Here is a 16,807-nt window from a genome sequence, read left to right as displayed (position 1 = left end):
GACATGTCAGAGGCACTTACCGAGCTCGGCCAGTATCTGGAATCCCGCCGCAACGACTGCGTGCTGGGGTGGGAGGTCGCACAGGGCGAGCTGACCGTGCACCTGTCCCCCAGCAGCCTCGTGGCGTTCGTTGATTTCCTGCGCCACGATCCGACATGCCGGTTTTCGTCCCTCGTGGACATCACCGCCGTCGATTACCCGCAGCGGCCCACCCGGTTCGAGGTCGTCTATCACTTTTTGTCGATGTATCAGAACCACCGCATCCGGCTAAAGATCGACGTGCGCGAACAGGACATGGTGCCGTCGATCATCAGCGTGCATCCATCGGCCAACTGGTTCGAGCGGGAAGTGTTCGACATGTTCGGCATCCTGTTTTCGGGCCACCCGGATCTGCGTCGCATCCTGACCGACTACGGCTTTCGCGGGCACCCGTTGCGCAAGGATTTCCCGACGACGGGTTACACCGAGGTGCGCTATGACGAGGTGCAGAAGCGGGTGGTCTATGAACCCGTCAGCCTCGTGCAGGAATACCGCCAGTTCGATTTCATGAGCCCGTGGGAGGGTGCCACCTACATCCTGCCCGGCGACGACAAGGCCGCCCCTCCGGGTGCGCCTGTCACCAAGGAGGCTGCGAAATGATGGACGGCGACATCCGCATTAACACCTATGACGACGGGTCCGTCGACGCCCGCACCGGCGAGCAGAAGATCCGCAACTTCAACATCAACTTCGGCCCGCAGCACCCCGCCGCGCACGGCGTGCTGCGGCTGGTGCTGGAGCTGGACGGCGAGATCGTGGAGCGGTGCGATCCGCACATCGGCCTGCTGCACCGTGGCACCGAAAAGCTGATGGAAAGCCGCACCTATCTGCAGAACCTGCCGTATTTCGACCGGCTGGACTACGTCAGCCCGATGAATCAGGAACACGCATGGTGTCTGGCGATCGAGCGGCTGACCGGCACCGTCGTGCCGCGCCGCGCGTCGCTGATCCGCGTGCTCTATTCCGAGATCGGCCGCATCCTGAGCCATCTGCTGAACGTGACCACGCAGGCGATGGACGTGGGCGCCCTGACCCCGCCGCTGTGGGGCTTCGAGGAACGCGAAAAGCTGATGGTGTTCTATGAACGTGCCTCTGGCGCGCGTCTGCATGCCGCCTATTTCCGCCCCGGCGGCGTGCATCAGGACCTGCCCGACCAGTTGGTCGAGGATATCGACGCGTGGTGCGATCCGTTCCTGAAGGTGCTGGCCGACATCGACGGTCTGCTGACGGAAAACCGCATCTTCAAGCAGCGCAACGCCGACATCGGCATCGTGACCGAGCAGGACATTCAGGACTGGGGATTCTCTGGCGTGATGGTCCGTGGGTCCGGCCTTGCGTGGGATCTGCGCCGCGCACAGCCCTATGAATGCTATGACGAGTTCGAGTTCCAGATCCCGGTGGGCAAGAACGGCGACTGCTACGACCGCTACCTCGTGCGGATGGAGGAGATGCGCCAGTCCGTCCACATCATGCGGCAGGCCTGCGCCAAGCTGCGGGTGGAGAAGGGCGACGTGATGGCCCGTGGCAAGATGACCCCGCCGACCCGCCACGCGATGAAGACCGACATGGAAAGCCTGATCCACCACTTCAAGCTTTATACCGAAGGGTTCCACGTGCCGGCGGGCGAGGTTTATGCCGCCGTCGAGGCGCCCAAGGGCGAGTTCGGCGTGTATCTGGTGGCCGACGGCACCAACAAACCCTACCGCGCAAAGCTGCGCGCGCCGGGATACCTGCACCTGCAGGCCATGGATTACATTGCCTCTGGGCACCAACTGGCCGACGTGGCTGCCATCATCGGCACCATGGACGTCGTTTTCGGAGAGATCGACCGATGATCACGCGTATTCTTGTCGTAGGGCTGGCCCTGACCGTGGCCGCCTGCGCCCCCGTGGGCGATGCGAACGGCATCAGCCGTCTGGGCAACAACCTGCCCGCCGATCCGATGCCGCGCGCCACGCCGCAGCCCGCGCTGCTGACCGCCAAGGAACGCCTTGTCGGCGCGATCGAGGCGAACGACTGCGCCCTGACCGCCGGGAACGTGGGCAACGTCCTGACGCAGGCCACCATCAGCCGCGAGGAACTGGCCGGGATCGTGCCGGAACTGCAGGCCGAAGGCCGTGTCGAAGCGTCCGACAACGGCACCATCCGCGTGATCAGCGACCGCTGCATCTGAACCGGGGCCGGGGCCTGACCTGGCCCCGCGCCGCTTCCCCAAGACCGAAGTTCCAGAAAGACCCCTGCCCATGCTGCGACGCCTTTATCACGACCAGCCCGAGAGCTTTGCCTTCACGCCGGACAACTTGGCGTGGGCGGAAGGTCAGATGACCAAGTTCCCGGAAGGGCGTCAGGCCAGCGCCGTGATCCCGCTGCTGTGGCGCGCGCAGGAACAGCACGGCTGGCTGACGCGGCCTGCCATCGAATACGTGGCACAGATGCTGGGCATGCAGTATATCCGCGTGCTCGAGGTGGCGACGTTCTACTTCATGTTCCAGTTGCAGCCCGTGGGCAGCATCGCACACGTGCAGGTCTGCGGCACCCTGTCGTGCATGATCTGCGGGGCCGAGGATCTGATCGGTCTGTGCAAGTCCAAGATTGCGCCGAAAGCGCATCAACTGTCGGCGGACGGCAAGTTTTCATGGGAAGAGGTGGAATGCCTTGGGTCCTGCGCGAACGCGCCGATGGCGCAGATCGGCAAGGATTACTACGAGGATCTGACGGTTGAAAAGCTGTCGGCATTGCTCGACGACATGGCGGCGGGGCAAGTGCCGGTGCCGGGTCCGCAGAATGGTCGCTATTCGTCCGAACCGCTGTCCGGATTGACCAGTCTGGCGGATCATGCGGGGCAGGGCGCGCGCCATAACGGCAGCGTGCAGCTGGCGGTGGACATCGGCGATACGCTCAAGCGGATCGACGGGACCGAGGTGCCGCTGCGCACGCCGTGGACCGAGGCGCGTCAAGCCGACCCCGATCCCGAGGCCGCCGCGCGTGACGACATGCTGGGGCCGGATGGCCCCGACGGCGATCAGGGTGGGCGTGTCGCAGGCGATGCACCCGCACCGCGCAATCGTGGCGATGCCAGCGACGGCGTGTCCGAGGCGGACGGCGAGGCGGCGGACGTGGAGCGTCCAGGCAGGCCTGAGGAAGGCAGCGTAGCCCCCACGCCCTCCAACCCGGCGCGCGCCGAAAGCGGCACCGCGACACCGGGTTACCGCACCGGCGAGGAGCCGCCGTCGGAGCATGGCGTGTCGGATGCGGATGATGACAAGGCCGGTCCCAAGGGCTGATCCACCCGGCCTTGCCGCAGGAATCCTTGCGCGAAATCCATTGTGACCTGCGACAATTGCGCTACCATCCGGGCGGGGTGGGGTGCCGTGGCATCGACTGCCCACAGGTCAGTGGGTGTGGCCTTTGGTTGCACCGCAAGGGAGGATCGAGGGACATGATCGGATTGAGGGAACAGGGTATTGTCGTGCTCGCCGCCGTCTTCGGCTGGATCGGTGGCGGCGTCGCTTACGTGTTGTATGATTTCACGGTCGTTCCGGCCTTGGCGGTGGTGGTCGGCGTGGCACTGGTCGTCGCCGTGGCCCTGCTGATCGGCTGGCGCGATCCCAAGGTGCGCCCGATGGGCTATGGCGTCGGCCCGGTGCAGCCCGTGCCGCCGTCATCCGGCGGTCGCAACACACCGCATACAGGCCTGCCCCAAGGTAGCATTCGCTCGGGTGGATCGGTCACGGATCACGCGCCCGCGTCGTCTGCCCCCCGCGCCGCCGCGACAGGGGCGGACCTGTCCGGTGTCCGGCTGACCGATGGCGACACGTTCGATGCGGCGGCGACGCGGGCCGGTGTGGACGACCCGACCTTGCCGCTGGTGCGCGACGCCGTGTCGGCGCTGGACGCAGCCGTCATGCCGACGCCCGTGCAACCCTACGACGTGCCTCACGCCGATGCGACGCCTGCGCCGCATCGTGATGCGGGAGAGGTTGCCGCGATGCGAACCTCAGAAGCGTATGGCTCGGCAACCGGTGACGAAATCGCTGACGACGCATCCGTTCTGTCCGCCGCGCCCGCAGCGGCAGGCGATCACCATTCCGCCGCTGCACCTGCCGCGGCGCGGCGAGGCCTCGTCAAGCCGTCCGCGACGCTGGCGGGTCAGACCGAACTCGCGTCCCGCAAAGGCAGCTGGACCTATTCCGCCGCAGCGCCGCAGCAGCTGCGCGACCCCGACGCTGTCCATCCGGATGATGACGACGCGACCCACCAGCCCACGACGACCGATGCGGAACGCCCCGCCGCGATGACGGCGGCGCGCAATGGCGCGCCGGACGATCTGAAGCTGATCCGTGGCGTGGGGCCCAAGCTGGAGGGGCTGTTGCACAGCCTCGGCATCTTTCACTTCGACCAGATCGCGGGCTGGCAGGCGCGCGAGGTCGCGTGGATGGACGAGAACCTCAAGGGCTTCAAGGGCCGCGTCAGCCGCGAGGACTGGATCGGACAGTCGCGCATCCTGGCGGCTGGCGGCAGCACACCCCATTCCATCGACATCGAGAGAGGCCGCGTGAACTAGACCATGACCCACGGACATGACGAAACAACTGCCCGTCAGGGCCGCATCGCAGCCCTCGTGATCGCTGGGGCGGGGATGCTGGCGCTGCTGGCCCCCTGGATCGTGACCCAGACCGGGATCGCGCCCAAGTACGAGATCCTGCTGTATCTGGTGTCGATGGCTGCGTTCATTTGGTCACTGGTCGTGACCCTGCGGATCTGGCAGAAGACGCGGCAATGACGCGGCCCCGCCGCACCCCCCACTTTGCAGGGATGACACCATGCTGAAAGACCAGGATCGCATCTTTACCAACCTCTACGGGATGCACGACCGCTCGCTGAAAGGCGCGCAGGCGCGGGGACACTGGGACGGCACCAAGGACATCCTCGGCAAGGGTGCCAGCTGGATCGTGGACGAGATGAAGGCATCCGGCCTGCGCGGGCGCGGCGGGGCAGGGTTCCCGACCGGCCTGAAGTGGTCGTTCATGCCCAAGGAAAGCGACGGGCGTCCGAGCTACCTCGTGGTCAACGCCGACGAATCCGAGCCGGGCACCTGCAAGGACCGCGAGATCATGCGCCATGATCCGCACACGCTGATCGAAGGCTGCCTGATCGCCAGTTTCGCCATGCAGGCGCATGCTTGCTACATCTATATCCGTGGTGAATACATCCGCGAGAAAGAGGCGCTGCAGAACGCCATCGACGAATGCTACGACGCAGGTCTTGTGGGCAAGAATGCCTGCGGTTCCGGCTGGGGTTTCGACATCTACGTGGCCCACGGTGCGGGTGCCTACATCTGCGGCGAAGAAACCGCGCTGCTCGAAAGCCTCGAAGGCAAGAAGGGGATGCCGCGCATGAAGCCGCCGTTTCCGGCCGGTGCGGGCCTTTATGGCTGCCCGACCACGGTGAACAACGTGGAATCCATCGCCGTGGTGCCGACGATCCTGCGGCGTGGCGGTGCATGGTTCGCGGGCATGGGGCGGCCCAACAACGCGGGCACCAAGCTGTTCGCGATCTCGGGTCATGTGAACAACCCCTGCGTCGTCGAAGAGGAAATGTCGATCCCGTTCAAGGAGCTGATCGACAAGCATTGTGGCGGCATCCGTGGCGGGTGGTCCAACCTCAAGGCGGTTATTCCCGGTGGATCTTCCGTGCCCTGTCTGACGGCGGACCAGATGCAGGACGGGATCATGGATTTCGACTGGTTGCGTGAACAGCGCAGCGGTCTGGGCACGGCAGCGGTTATCGTGATGGATCAGTCCACCGACATGATCAAGGCGATCTGGCGGCTGTCGAAGTTCTACAAGCACGAAAGCTGCGGCCAGTGCACGCCCTGCCGCGAAGGGACCGGCTGGATGATGCGCGTGATGGAACGCCTCGTGACCGGGAACGCGAGCGTCGAGGAAATCGATATGCTGCTGGACGTGACCAAGCAAGTCGAAGGTCACACGATCTGCGCGCTTGGCGACGCCGCCGCATGGCCGATCCAGGGCCTGATCCGCAACTTCCGTGGCGAGATCGAGGACCGCATCCGTCACAAGCGCGTGCCCGTCGCGGCGGAGTGACCCGCACGGCGCGCCTGACAGCCAGCATGGCGGTTCTACTGTCGGCCGAACCGGTGCTGGCCGATCAGAACACGAATGTCAGCGTGCTGTTTCATGACTTTCCCGCCGGGACCGCCTGCGGCGTCGCTGGCGAGTAGGGCCGGGTGTCGGTCAGACTCAAGCAGGGCATCCGACAGTCGATCAAAACGGTGACGGCGAAACCGGTACAGTCGCCTGCCACATTCCGGATGGCGGACAGGTGGTGACGGACGGGAACACGCGCCTGCAGGCTGGCAGCCGGGTCGTGGGGATCACGATGTATCCCAGCGGCAAAACCTATCTGACCGCCAGCACGTCGAGCGGTCTGGTCAGCACCTCCTTTCCCAATACCCTGACGCGGATGCGCTGACTGTCCCCCTTTGGACAGCGTGCCTTTCGCATGACAGGGGCGGGTGGTCGCTGCGGACCGCACTCGACTCTTGCTGGGTGCGACCTATCATCACCCTTGACAGGGCAATCGGTCCGTCGGCGTGCACCGGGCGTCCCCCTGCCGGCTGCAGCATGTGGTTGTCGGGACGAAAAGGACGAATGACGATGAAATTTGCACTGATGACGATGGCCCTGTTGACCGCAGCCGCCTGTGCCCGCCAGCCCGAGCCCGCGCCGATGGTGGTGACCCCGCCCGCCGCACCAGCCTATGACGCATCGATGAAGTGAACGGCACCGGGCGGGGGACCGGCGGTCTGCACCATGCAGGCCGATGGCACCCTATCCGACGCCTGGTCGTCCGGCCCGGCGGGTTTTCCGCCTGCGGTCGTCACGAACCCGAGGCCGTTATTGCATAGCGGTCCGCCCATGCCGATGTAGGGCCCCAATGGAGCCACAAGGTTCCACCCCAGCAGGAGCAGTCCCATGCCCAGACCCCTCATCCTCGGCGCGATACTGGCTGCCGTCGCGGCCCCCGTGGCACAGGCGCAGTCGCTGGCCGACGAATCCGAGATCCGCAACGGTCTGCTGGTCGTCGGCATGGCCTATGAGCTGAGCGAGAAGTGTGGCCCCGTCGATGCGCGCACGGTGCGGGGCATCAGCACCCTTCTGAACCTGAAATCCCGCGCCCGCGCGTTGGGATACTCCAACGCCGAAATCGACGCCTATATCGACGACGAGGCCGAAAAGGACCGGCTGGAGGTGATCGCGCGGTCGCAGCTGGAACAGCTTGGCGCGGTGCCGGGGCAGGAGGACACCTATTGCGCCGTCGCCCGCGACCAGATCGCGCGCGGCACGGGTGTGGGGCGGCTGCTGCGCTAGGCCGCAGCGCCCTGCGCAAAAACAGCCCGTTGCGGCTGGCAATGCGCGGGGCTTGGGGGTAGAACGCAGATCAAACGCCCGGGCCATGCCCGGGTGCGGTCCAATCGCCGGAGGCGTCCATGTCCGATCTGCGCAAACTCAACATCGATGGCACCGTGATCGAGGTCGAAGGGGCGATGACGCTCATTCAGGCCTGCGAGGTTGCAGGCATCGAGATCCCCCGGTTCTGCTATCATGAACGGCTGAGCATTGCGGGCAACTGCCGCATGTGTCTGGTCGAGGTCGTGGGCGGCCCGCCCAAGCCGACCGCCTCGTGTGCGATGCAGGTCAGGGATTTGCGCCCCGGCAAGGACGGCGAGCCGCCCGTGGTGAAGACCAACAGCCCGATGGTCAAGAAGGCGCGCGAGGGGGTGATGGAGTTCCTGCTCATCAACCATCCGCTGGATTGTCCGATCTGCGATCAGGCGGGCGAATGCGACCTGCAGGATCAGGCGATGGCCTACGGCGTCGACTTTTCCCGCTTCCGAGAGCCGAAGCGGGCGACCGAGGATCTGAACCTTGGGCCGCTCGTGGAAACCCACATGACGCGCTGCATTTCCTGCACCCGCTGCGTGCGGTTCACGACCGAAGTCGCTGGCATCCACCAGATGGGCCAGACCGGTCGCGGCGAAGACAGCGAGATCACGTCCTATCTGGGCGAGACGCTGTCCAGCAACATGCAGGGCAACATCATCGACCTGTGCCCGGTGGGCGCGCTGGTCAGCAAGCCCTACTCCTTCACCGCCCGTCCGTGGGAACTGACCAAGACCGAATCCATCGACGTGATGGACGCGCTGGGGTCGAACATCCGCGTCGACACCAAGGGCCGCGACGTCATGCGCATCCTGCCGCGCAACCATGATGACGTGAACGAGGAGTGGATCAACGACAAGTCCCGCTTCGTATTCGACGGGTTGCGCCGCCAGCGGCTGGACACGCCTTACATCCGCGAAAATGGCAAGCTGCGTCGCGCCGAGTGGCCGGAGGCGCTGGCCGCCGTCGTTGCGGCGATGAAGGGCCGCAAGGTCGCCGGTCTGGTGGGCGATCTGGCCCCGGTCGAGGCCGCCTATGCGCTGAAACAGCTGATCGAAGGGCTGGGCGGCCACGTCGAATGCCGCACCGATGGCGCAAAGCTGCCCGCCGGTGATCGTGCGGGCTATGTCGGCACGGCGACCATCGCCGACATCGATATGGCGGACAAGATCCTGCTGATCGGCACCAATCCCCGCGCCGAAGCGCCCGTGCTGAACAGCCGTATCCGCCGCGCCTGGTCGCGCGGTGCCGATGTGACGCTGGTGGGCCAGGCCGTTGATCTGACCTATGACTACGAGCATATGGGGACCGACCGCGGCGCACTCGATCATGTCGCCGGCCTCGATATGGCGCCTTTGGCGGACAAGCGGTGTCTGGTGGTCGTGGGGCAGGCGGCATTGGCCGGCGACGACGGGGTCGCCGTGCTGGCCGCCGTGCAGGGCATCGTGACAAAGTCGAACGCCAAGCTGCTGATCCTGCACACCGCCGCCGCCCGCGTTGGCGCGATGGACGTGGGTGCCGTGACCGACGGTGGCATGGCCGCTGCACTGGACGGGGCCGAGGTGGTCTACAACCTCGGCACGGACGAGGTCGATGTGCCTGCCGGACCCTTCGTCATCTATCAGGGCAGCCACGGCGACCGCGGTGCACACCGCGCCGACGTGATCCTGCCGTCTGCAGCCTATACCGAGGAAGGCGGCCTGTTTGTGAACACCGAAGGCCGCCCGCAACTGGCCCTGCGCGCCAGCTTCCCCCCGGGTCAGGCGAAAGAGAACTGGGCGATCCTGCGGGCGCTGTCGGCTGAACTGGACGCCACGCTGCCGTTCGATTCCCTGGCGGCGCTGCGGCGCGCGCTGGTCGCAGACCATCCGCATCTGGGCCAGATCGACGTCGTGCCGGTGAACGAAGCCGCTGCCATTGCCGCCGATGCCGGCCCGCTGGGGTCCGGCGATTTCGGGCAGGCGGTCGCGTCCTATTACCTGACCAACCCGATCGCACGCGCGTCCACCCTGATGGCGGAATTGTCCGCCAACGCCGCGGTGCGCGTCACGGACAAGATCGCGGCAGAGTGAGCGTTTTGCGTGCCAGTCTGTGCAGCCTGCTGGTTCTGGCGGGCTGCACCGCCGCACAGGACGACGGGCCTGTGACGCCCGAATACCTTGGCGTGAAGACCGCATTGCTCGACGGCGATCTGGTGAATTTCATGGTGCGTCTGCGCGGGTCCGACACGCCGGAGGCGGTCGAAAAATACGCCGAATGCGCGGCAGCCCAGTATGCCTTGATCAGGGGCTATTCTTTTGCGCGTCTGGTGCGCACGAACGTCAGCAATCAGGCTGGCACTTGGGCGGCGGATGCTGTTTACACCATCTCGCCGGACCTGCCGCGCGGGTTGGCCACCATCGACGCGGTCGTGACGGTGGCCGATTGCGGCACATCGGGCATACCGACGGTCTGAAGGCACGGGAAGCATACCATGATCGACTTCTTCACCACCACGAACACGGGGATCGTCCTGCTGATCCTGGGGCAATGTCTGCTGGTGCTGATCCCGCTGCTGCTGGGACTGGCCATGCTGATGTATGCGGACCGCAAGGTCTGGGCCGCCGTGCAGATGCGCCGTGGCCCCAACGTGGTGGGCCCCTGGGGCGTGCTGCAGTCCTTTGCGGACTTCCTGAAATACATCGTCAAGGAAATCATCGTGCCCGCCGGGGCCGACAAGGCGGTGTTCTTCATCGCACCGCTGCTGGCCTTCGTGCTGCCGGTGATCGCGTGGTCGGTGATTCCGTTCAACGAAGGCTGGGTGCTGTCGGACATCAACGTGGCGATCCTGTTCGTCTTCGCGGTCTCGTCGCTGGAGGTGTACGGCATCATCATGGGTGGCTGGGCATCGAACTCCAAATACCCGTTCCTCGGGTCCTTGCGGTCGGCGGCACAGATGATCTCCTACGAGGTGTCATTGGGCCTCATCATCATCGGCATCATCATCTCTACGGGCTCGATGAACTTCGGCGACATTGTCGAGGCGCAGCGCGGTGCCGGGGCGCTGTCGTGGTACTGGGTCGCGCATTTCCCGATGCTGTTCCTGTTCTTCATCTCGGCACTGGCCGAAACCAACCGCCCGCCGTTCGATCTGCCAGAGGCGGAGTCGGAACTGGTCGCGGGGTATCAGGTGGAATACTCCTCCACCCCGTTCCTGTTGTTCATGATCGGCGAGCTGATGGCCGTCGTGCTGATGTGCGCGCTGGTATCGCTCCTGTTCCTCGGCGGCTGGCTGTCGCCGATCCCCGGACTGCCCGACGGCATCCTGTGGATGGTGCTGAAGATGCTGCTCTGCTTCTTCATGTTCGCGATGGTGAAGGCGATCACGCCCCGCTACCGCTATGACCAGCTGATGCGGATCGGCTGGAAAGTGTTCCTGCCGCTGTCGCTGGGCTGGGTCGTGCTGATCGCATTCCTTGCGAAATTCGAAGTGATGGGCGGCTTCTGGGCCCGCTATACTTGGGGAGTCTGAAAATGGACTACACACGCACCGCAAAGTATTTCCTGCTGTCCGACTTCTGGAAAGGGTTCGGGCTGGGCATGAAGTATTTCTTCGCGCCCAAGGCGACCGTGAACTATCCGCATGAAAAGGGCCCGCTGTCCCCGCGGTTCCGGGGTGAGCACGCCCTGCGCCGCTATCCCAACGGCGAGGAACGCTGCATCGCCTGCAAACTGTGCGAGGCCGTGTGCCCCGCGCAGGCGATCACAATCGATGCGGCACCCCGCACCGACGACGGGTCGCGCCGCACGACGCGTTACGACATCGATATGACGAAATGCATCTACTGCGGCTTTTGTCAGGAGGCGTGCCCCGTCGACGCCATCGTCGAGGGTCCGAATTTCGAGTTCAGCACGGAAACGCGCGAGGAACTCTATTACGACAAGGACAAGCTGCTTGCGAACGGTGACCGATGGGAAGCCGAGATCGCGCGCAATCTCGCCATGGATGCGCCCTACCGATGACCGGCCCGAAGACTCCCTTCGATGCGATCATGTCCATGGGGCAGGACTGGGTGAAACAGCTCAATCCGGCGATGGAGACCTTCACGCCAAAGGGGATCGAGGCGTTCTGGCCGACGATGCCGGCGGCGATGATGGAAACCTTCTTCGGCAGGGGGTTGAATCCCGAGGGACTTGACGCGAAGACGCGCCTGTTGCTGACGCTGATGGGACTGACGATCATGGGGGCGCAAGCCGAAGTGCAGTTGCGCCTGACCGTGCGGCATCTGGTCGAGGCGGGTGCGACCGAAAAGGAAGTGGCCGCGACGATCGCGATGGCCGCCATGTTCGGCGGCGTGCCGTCGATGACGCAGGCCATGACCATCGCCAACGACGTGATGAAGCCGAAGACCGACAAGACGTGAAGAACAAGGACCGATCCGCATGACGCCATTCGTTTTCACATTCTACGTCTTTGCCATCGCCACGATTCTGGGCGGGCTGATGACGGTCCTCGCGCGCAACCCGGTCCATTCGGTGCTGTGGCTCATCCTGGCATTCCTGTCGTCGGCGGGCCTGTTCGTGACGCTGGGCGCGGAATTCGTCGCCATGCTGCTGATCATCGTCTATGTGGGCGCGGTCGCGGTGCTGTTCCTGTTCGTCGTCATGATGCTGGACATCGACTTTGCCGAACTGAAGGCCGAAATGTCGAAATACCTGCCGCTGGGGCTGCTGATCGGCGTCGTCGTGCTGATGCAACTGGCCATCGCCGTCGGCGCATGGACGTTTTCCGACGGCATCGACACGCGGCTTGCGGCCCCGGTGCCCGACACGTTCAACACCACGGGCCTTGGGCTGCTGATCTATGACCGCTACATCATCCTGTTCCAGCTGTCGGGTTTGATCCTGCTGGTCGCGATGATCGGGGCTATCGTGCTGACCCTGCGCCACCGGGTCGACATCAAGCGTCAGAACGTGCTGGCGCAGATGCACCGCGACCCGAAACTCGCGATGGAACTGAAAGACGTGAAACCGGGGCAGGGCCTGTAAGGGCTGCCCCTCTGCAAAGGACCACCCCCATGTCGAACACCATGATTGCCGCCATCATCGTCATCCTGATCCTCGTGTTCGGCGGCGGCTACACGCTCTTCGGCTGAACGCCGACACGCGACGATCCTACACGACGGCATTAGACGGCGGGCGACACGCCCAGAGGAACAAGACCCATGATCGGACTGGAACATTATCTCGTGGTCGCGGCGGCGCTGTTCGTCATCGGCATCTTCGGGCTCTTCCTCAACCGCAAGAATGTCATCATCCTGCTGATGAGCATCGAGTTGATGCTGCTGGCGGTGAACATCAACTTCGTCGCCTTCTCCAGCTTCCTCGGCGATCTGGTAGGGCAGGTGTTCACCCTGTTCGTGCTGACCGTCGCCGCCGCCGAGGCCGCCATCGGCCTTGCCATCCTCGTCTGTTTCTTCCGCACCCGCGGGACCATCGACGTTGAAGACGTCAACGTGATGAAGGGCTGAACCCATGGAAACCATCATCCTGTTTGCACCGCTGGTCGGTGCCCTGATCTGCGGGTTCACCTGGCGGATCATCGGCGAAAAGCCGGCGCAGTGGGTGGCTACGTCGCTGCTGTTCCTTGCGGCCATCCTGTCGTGGGTCGTGTTTCTGGGGTTCGACGGCGAAACCCGGTCGATCCCGGTCCTGCGCTGGATCGAAAGCGGGTCGCTGACCGCCGACTGGGCGATCCGTATGGACCGGCTGACCGCGATCATGCTGATCGTCATCACGACCGTCTCGGCGCTCGTGCACCTCTACTCCTTTGGCTACATGGCGCATGACGACAACTTCGCCGACGGCACGCCGTACCGCGCCCGGTTCTTTGCCTATCTGTCGTTCTTCACCTTCACGATGCTGATGCTGGTGACGGCGGACAACCTGATCCAGATGTTCTTCGGCTGGGAAGGGGTCGGTCTCGCGTCTTACCTGCTGATCGGCTTCTATTACCGCAAACCCAGCGCCAACGCCGCCGCGATCAAGGCGTTCGTCGTGAACCGGGTCGGCGACTTCGGCTTTGCGCTGGGGATCTTCGGGCTGTTCCTGCTGACAGATTCCGTCCGCTTCGTCGACATCTTTGCGATGATGCCGGAGGTCGCGCAGATGGAGGTCCGCTTCCTGTGGACCGACTGGAACGCCGCCAACCTGATCGGCGTGCTGCTGTTCATCGGGGCGATGGGCAAGTCGGCGCAGCTGTTCCTGCACACGTGGCTTCCCGACGCGATGGAAGGGCCGACGCCCGTGTCCGCGCTGATCCACGCGGCGACGATGGTGACGGCTGGCGTGTTCCTCGTGTGCCGGATGTCGCCGCTTTATGAATTTGCCCCAGAGGCGAAGCAGATGATCGTGTTCCTCGGCGCCTCGACCGCGTTCTTTGCGGCGACCGTCGGTCTGGTGCAGAACGACATCAAGCGCGTGATCGCCTATTCGACCTGTTCGCAGCTGGGCTACATGTTCGTGGCCGCCGGCGTCGGCGTCTATTCCGTCGCCATGTTTCACCTGCTGACGCACGCGTTCTTCAAGGCGATGCTGTTCCTTGGCGCGGGGTCGGTGATCCACGGGATGCACCACGAACAGGACATGCGGAACTACGGCGGGCTGCGGAAAAAGCTGCCCTACACCTTCTACGCCATGCTGATCGGCACGCTGGCGATCACCGGCGTGGGCATCCCGCTGACGCACTTCGGCTTCGCCGGCTTCCTGTCCAAGGACGCCGTGATCGAAAGCGCGTGGGCCGGTGGCACCGCCTACAGCTTCTGGCTGCTGGTCATCGCGGCCCTGTTCACCAGCTTCTACAGCTGGCGGCTGATGTTCATGACGTTCTTCGGCAAGCCGCGTGGCGATCACCATACCCACGATCATGCACATGAATCGCCGATTGTGATGCTGGTGCCGCTGGGCGTCCTCAGCCTCGGTGCCGTGTTCTCGGGCATGGTCTGGTACGGATCCATGTTCGGCGAGAACGAGAAGGTCGCGCAGTTCTTTGCCATCCCTGATGCCGCAGAGGCTGGCGTCGTGGTCATGGCGGCGGCGGAAGACGGCCCGGCAGAGGGTGAGGCTGCGCCCGCAGAAGGAGACGCGGCACCAGCCGAAGAGGCCGCCGCCCCAGAGGCCGCACCCACCGAAGAGGCAGCAGCCGCAGCGGCTGCGCCCGCAGAGGAGACTGCACCTGCCGAGGTGCCCACAGCCGAGACCGCCGTGGCATCCGAGACGGCCGAGGCGCATGGCGAGGGCGAGCACCACTTTGCCTTCGGTGGCCGCCCCGGTGATGGCGCGATCTATATGGGCGCCGACAACCATGTGCTGGACGACGCCCATGCCGCGCCGGTCTGGGTCAAGGTCAGCCCCTTCGTTGCCATGCTGATCGGATTCCTGACCGCCTATCAGATGTACATCCGTCGGCCAGACCTGCCCGCGAAACTCGCCGCGAACCAGTCGCACCTGTATCAGTTTCTGTTGAACAAGTGGTATTTCGACGAGCTCTACAACTTTCTGTTCGTGCGGCCCGCCGTGGCGCTGGGTCGCTTCCTGTGGCATCGCGGGGATGAAGGCACCATCGACGGGGGCATCAACGGGATGGCCCTTGGCGTCGTGCCGTTCCTGACGCGCACCGCTGGCCGGATGCAGTCGGGCTACCTGTTCACCTATGCCTTCGCCATGGTCGCCGGCATCGCCCTGCTGCTGTCGTGGGTCACGTTCTTCGGAGGGGCCAACTGATGGGCAACCTGCTGTCGCTCACCACCTTCATCCCGCTGATCGGGGCCGCGATCCTGGCCGTGTTCCTGCGCGGCACCGACGCCGCCGCACAGCGCAACGCGAAATGGGTGGCGCTGGCCACCACGGTCGCCACGTTCATCGTGTCGCTGTTCATCCTGTTCCAGTTCGATCCGGCAAATACCGGCTTCCAGATGGTGGAAGAGCGGGAATGGCTGCTCGGCCTGAACTACAAGCTGGGCGTGGACGGCATTTCCGTGCTGTTCGTCATGCTGACCACGTTCCTGATGCCGCTGGTCATTGCCGCGTGCTGGACCGTGGACGTGCGGGTCAAGGAGTACATGATCGCTTTCCTCGTGCTGGAAACGCTGATGCTGGGCGTGTTCATGGCGCTGGACCTGATCCTGTTCTACCTCTTCTTCGAGGCGGGCCTGATACCGATGTTCCTGATCATCGGGATCTGGGGCGGGGCGAACCGCATCTATGCCAGCTTCAAGTTCTTCCTCTATACCTTCCTCGGGTCCGTCCTGATGCTGGTGGCGATGGTGGCGATGTTTTCCTATGCCGCGACCACCGACATCCCGACGCTGATGACGACGGAATTCCCGTTCGCCGACTTCACCGTGCTGGGCATCACCATCGTGGGCGGCGCGCAGACGCTGATGTTCCTCGCGTTTTTCGCCAGCTTTGCCGTCAAGATGCCGATGTGGCCGGTCCACACCTGGCTGCCCGACGCGCACGTGCAGGCGCCCACCGCCGGGTCCGTCGTGCTGGCCGCGATCCTGCTCAAGATGGGGGGCTACGGATTCCTGCGGTTCAGCCTGCCGATGTTCCCGGTCGGGTCCGAGGTGATCGCACCGCTGATCCTGTGGCTGTCGGCGATCGCCATCGTCTACACGTCGCTGGTGGCGCTCGTGCAGAAGGACATGAAGAAGCTGATCGCCTATTCGTCCGTCGCGCACATGGGCTTCGTGACGCTTGGCATCTTTACCGTGAACCAGCAGGGCATCGACGGCGCGATCTTTCAGATGATCTCGCACGGCTTCATCTCTGGCGCGATGTTCCTGTGCGTCGGCGTGATCTATGACCGGATGCACACGCGCGACATCGACGCCTACGGCGGTCTGGTGAACCGGATGCCCGCCTATGCGGTGGTGTTCATGTTCTTCACCATGGCGAACGTGGGCCTGCCGGGCACCAGCGGGTTCGTGGGCGAATTCCTGACACTGATGGCGGCGTTCCAGACCAACACCTGGGTTGCGGCGATCGCGACGACGGGCGTCATCCTGTCGGCGGCCTATGGCCTGTGGCTGTATCGCCGGGTGGTCATGGGCGACCTGATCAAGGAAAGCCTGCGATCGATCACCGACATGAACGGACGCGAGCGGGCGATCTTTGCCCCCCTCATCATCATGACCCTGCTGCTGGGGGTGTATCCCAGCCTCGTCACCGACATCATCGGCCCGTCCGTTTCGGCGCTGATCGGTCAATACGACACGGCGACGGCGGCCTATGCCGCAGCCACCGACGTTGCCGCGAACTGA

Annotated in this window: 19 protein-coding genes; all 19 read left to right on the top strand. The window is 64.5% G+C overall.

Annotation, left to right across the window (positions count from 1 at the left end):
• The first annotated feature begins 3 nt into the window (after positions 1-3).
• Positions 4-639 carry an NADH-quinone oxidoreductase subunit C gene (locus BMX16_RS05570; protein ID WP_089899992.1) on the top strand — a complete coding sequence of 212 codons (636 nt, stop codon included), beginning with the start codon at positions 4-6 and terminating at the stop codon, positions 637-639.
• Complete coding sequence (locus BMX16_RS05565) at positions 636-1,874, top strand: NADH-quinone oxidoreductase subunit D (RefSeq protein ID WP_089899989.1); 1,239 nt, start codon at positions 636-638, stop codon at positions 1,872-1,874. The genes BMX16_RS05570 and BMX16_RS05565 overlap by 4 nt, the downstream gene beginning before the upstream one ends.
• Positions 1,871-2,212, top strand: a complete 342-nt coding sequence (locus tag BMX16_RS05560) for a hypothetical protein (protein WP_089899986.1) — start codon at positions 1,871-1,873, stop codon at positions 2,210-2,212. Before BMX16_RS05565 ends, BMX16_RS05560 begins: the two co-directional genes overlap by 4 nt.
• A gap of 70 nt (positions 2,213-2,282) precedes the next feature.
• Positions 2,283-3,323 (top strand): NADH-quinone oxidoreductase subunit NuoE, encoded by a 1,041-nt coding sequence (nuoE, locus tag BMX16_RS05555; RefSeq protein WP_089899983.1) that lies wholly within the window; start codon positions 2,283-2,285, stop codon positions 3,321-3,323.
• Positions 3,324-3,478: 155 nt separating this feature from the next.
• Complete coding sequence (locus BMX16_RS17575; protein WP_177174575.1) at positions 3,479-4,603, top strand: NADH-quinone oxidoreductase subunit E; 1,125 nt, start codon at positions 3,479-3,481, stop codon at positions 4,601-4,603.
• A 3-nt stretch (positions 4,604-4,606) separates the two neighbouring features.
• On the top strand, positions 4,607-4,822 hold the full coding sequence (locus BMX16_RS05545; RefSeq protein ID WP_089899979.1) for a DUF5337 domain-containing protein: 216 nt from the start codon (positions 4,607-4,609) through the stop codon (positions 4,820-4,822).
• Positions 4,823-4,862: 40 nt separating this feature from the next.
• Positions 4,863-6,146 (top strand): NADH-quinone oxidoreductase subunit NuoF, encoded by a 1,284-nt coding sequence (gene nuoF, locus BMX16_RS05540; RefSeq protein ID WP_089899976.1) that lies wholly within the window; start codon positions 4,863-4,865, stop codon positions 6,144-6,146.
• A gap of 241 nt (positions 6,147-6,387) precedes the next feature.
• The gene (locus BMX16_RS17570; RefSeq protein ID WP_177174574.1) at positions 6,388-6,534 is read left to right on the top strand and encodes a hypothetical protein; all 147 of its coding nucleotides are present in this window, start codon (positions 6,388-6,390) and stop codon (positions 6,532-6,534) included.
• Positions 6,535-6,719: 185 nt separating this feature from the next.
• A complete protein-coding gene (locus BMX16_RS18180) occupies positions 6,720-6,842 on the top strand; it encodes a hypothetical protein (RefSeq protein WP_281242586.1) in 123 nt (40 codons plus the stop codon).
• A 195-nt stretch (positions 6,843-7,037) separates the two neighbouring features.
• Complete coding sequence (locus tag BMX16_RS05535; RefSeq protein ID WP_089899973.1) at positions 7,038-7,433, top strand: DUF5333 domain-containing protein; 396 nt, start codon at positions 7,038-7,040, stop codon at positions 7,431-7,433.
• A 119-nt stretch (positions 7,434-7,552) separates the two neighbouring features.
• Positions 7,553-9,577, top strand: a complete 2,025-nt coding sequence (gene nuoG / locus BMX16_RS05530) for an NADH-quinone oxidoreductase subunit NuoG (protein ID WP_089899969.1) — start codon at positions 7,553-7,555, stop codon at positions 9,575-9,577.
• Positions 9,574-9,960, top strand: coding sequence for a hypothetical protein (locus tag BMX16_RS05525; RefSeq protein WP_425434005.1), 387 nt, complete (start codon positions 9,574-9,576; stop codon positions 9,958-9,960). The genes nuoG and BMX16_RS05525 overlap by 4 nt, the downstream gene beginning before the upstream one ends.
• 18 nt (positions 9,961-9,978) lie before the next feature.
• Positions 9,979-11,016 carry an NADH-quinone oxidoreductase subunit NuoH gene (gene nuoH / locus BMX16_RS05520; RefSeq protein ID WP_089899966.1) on the top strand — a complete coding sequence of 346 codons (1,038 nt, stop codon included), beginning with the start codon at positions 9,979-9,981 and terminating at the stop codon, positions 11,014-11,016.
• A gap of 2 nt (positions 11,017-11,018) precedes the next feature.
• On the top strand, positions 11,019-11,507 hold the full coding sequence (gene nuoI, locus BMX16_RS05515; RefSeq protein ID WP_089899963.1) for an NADH-quinone oxidoreductase subunit NuoI: 489 nt from the start codon (positions 11,019-11,021) through the stop codon (positions 11,505-11,507).
• Positions 11,504-11,908: a carboxymuconolactone decarboxylase family protein gene (locus BMX16_RS05510; protein ID WP_089899960.1), complete on the top strand. Its 405-nt coding sequence runs from the start codon at positions 11,504-11,506 to the stop codon at positions 11,906-11,908. Before nuoI ends, BMX16_RS05510 begins: the two co-directional genes overlap by 4 nt.
• A 19-nt stretch (positions 11,909-11,927) precedes the next feature.
• Positions 11,928-12,533 (top strand): NADH-quinone oxidoreductase subunit J, encoded by a 606-nt coding sequence (locus tag BMX16_RS05505; RefSeq protein WP_089899956.1) that lies wholly within the window; start codon positions 11,928-11,930, stop codon positions 12,531-12,533.
• Positions 12,534-12,709: 176 nt separating this feature from the next.
• Positions 12,710-13,015, top strand: a complete 306-nt coding sequence (gene nuoK / locus BMX16_RS05500; protein ID WP_089899952.1) for an NADH-quinone oxidoreductase subunit NuoK — start codon at positions 12,710-12,712, stop codon at positions 13,013-13,015.
• A gap of 4 nt (positions 13,016-13,019) precedes the next feature.
• Positions 13,020-15,266: an NADH-quinone oxidoreductase subunit L gene (gene nuoL / locus BMX16_RS05495; protein WP_089899948.1), complete on the top strand. Its 2,247-nt coding sequence runs from the start codon at positions 13,020-13,022 to the stop codon at positions 15,264-15,266.
• Positions 15,266-16,807: an NADH-quinone oxidoreductase subunit M gene (locus BMX16_RS05490; protein ID WP_089899945.1), complete on the top strand. Its 1,542-nt coding sequence runs from the start codon at positions 15,266-15,268 to the stop codon at positions 16,805-16,807. The genes nuoL and BMX16_RS05490 overlap by 1 nt, the downstream gene beginning before the upstream one ends.

Source organism: Loktanella fryxellensis (assembly GCF_900110065.1).
In the GTDB taxonomy this organism is placed as follows: Bacteria; Pseudomonadota; Alphaproteobacteria; order Rhodobacterales; family Rhodobacteraceae; genus Loktanella; species Loktanella fryxellensis.
This window is presented reverse-complemented; position numbering and strand designations above follow the sequence as displayed.

Excerpts from the sequence above, each read along its gene's own strand:
- BMX16_RS05570 (WP_089899992.1), top strand. The coding sequence starts at position 4 with ATGTCAGAGGCACTTACCGAGCTCGGCCAGTATCTGGAATCCCGCCGC.
- BMX16_RS05565 (WP_089899989.1), top strand. The coding sequence starts at position 636 with ATGATGGACGGCGACATCCGCATTAACACCTATGACGACGGGTCCGTC.
- BMX16_RS05560 (WP_089899986.1), top strand. The coding sequence starts at position 1,871 with ATGATCACGCGTATTCTTGTCGTAGGGCTGGCCCTGACCGTGGCCGCC.
- nuoE (WP_089899983.1), top strand. The coding sequence starts at position 2,283 with ATGCTGCGACGCCTTTATCACGACCAGCCCGAGAGCTTTGCCTTCACG.
- BMX16_RS17575 (WP_177174575.1), top strand. The coding sequence starts at position 3,479 with ATGATCGGATTGAGGGAACAGGGTATTGTCGTGCTCGCCGCCGTCTTC.
- BMX16_RS05545 (WP_089899979.1), top strand. The coding sequence starts at position 4,607 with ATGACCCACGGACATGACGAAACAACTGCCCGTCAGGGCCGCATCGCA.
- nuoF (WP_089899976.1), top strand. The coding sequence starts at position 4,863 with ATGCTGAAAGACCAGGATCGCATCTTTACCAACCTCTACGGGATGCAC.
- BMX16_RS18180 (WP_281242586.1), top strand. The coding sequence starts at position 6,720 with ATGAAATTTGCACTGATGACGATGGCCCTGTTGACCGCAGCCGCCTGT.
- BMX16_RS05535 (WP_089899973.1), top strand. The coding sequence starts at position 7,038 with ATGCCCAGACCCCTCATCCTCGGCGCGATACTGGCTGCCGTCGCGGCC.
- nuoG (WP_089899969.1), top strand. The coding sequence starts at position 7,553 with ATGTCCGATCTGCGCAAACTCAACATCGATGGCACCGTGATCGAGGTC.
- nuoH (WP_089899966.1), top strand. The coding sequence starts at position 9,979 with ATGATCGACTTCTTCACCACCACGAACACGGGGATCGTCCTGCTGATC.
- nuoI (WP_089899963.1), top strand. The coding sequence starts at position 11,019 with ATGGACTACACACGCACCGCAAAGTATTTCCTGCTGTCCGACTTCTGG.
- BMX16_RS05510 (WP_089899960.1), top strand. The coding sequence starts at position 11,504 with ATGACCGGCCCGAAGACTCCCTTCGATGCGATCATGTCCATGGGGCAG.
- BMX16_RS05505 (WP_089899956.1), top strand. The coding sequence starts at position 11,928 with ATGACGCCATTCGTTTTCACATTCTACGTCTTTGCCATCGCCACGATT.
- nuoK (WP_089899952.1), top strand. The coding sequence starts at position 12,710 with ATGATCGGACTGGAACATTATCTCGTGGTCGCGGCGGCGCTGTTCGTC.
- nuoL (WP_089899948.1), top strand. The coding sequence starts at position 13,020 with ATGGAAACCATCATCCTGTTTGCACCGCTGGTCGGTGCCCTGATCTGC.
- BMX16_RS05490 (WP_089899945.1), top strand. The coding sequence starts at position 15,266 with ATGGGCAACCTGCTGTCGCTCACCACCTTCATCCCGCTGATCGGGGCC.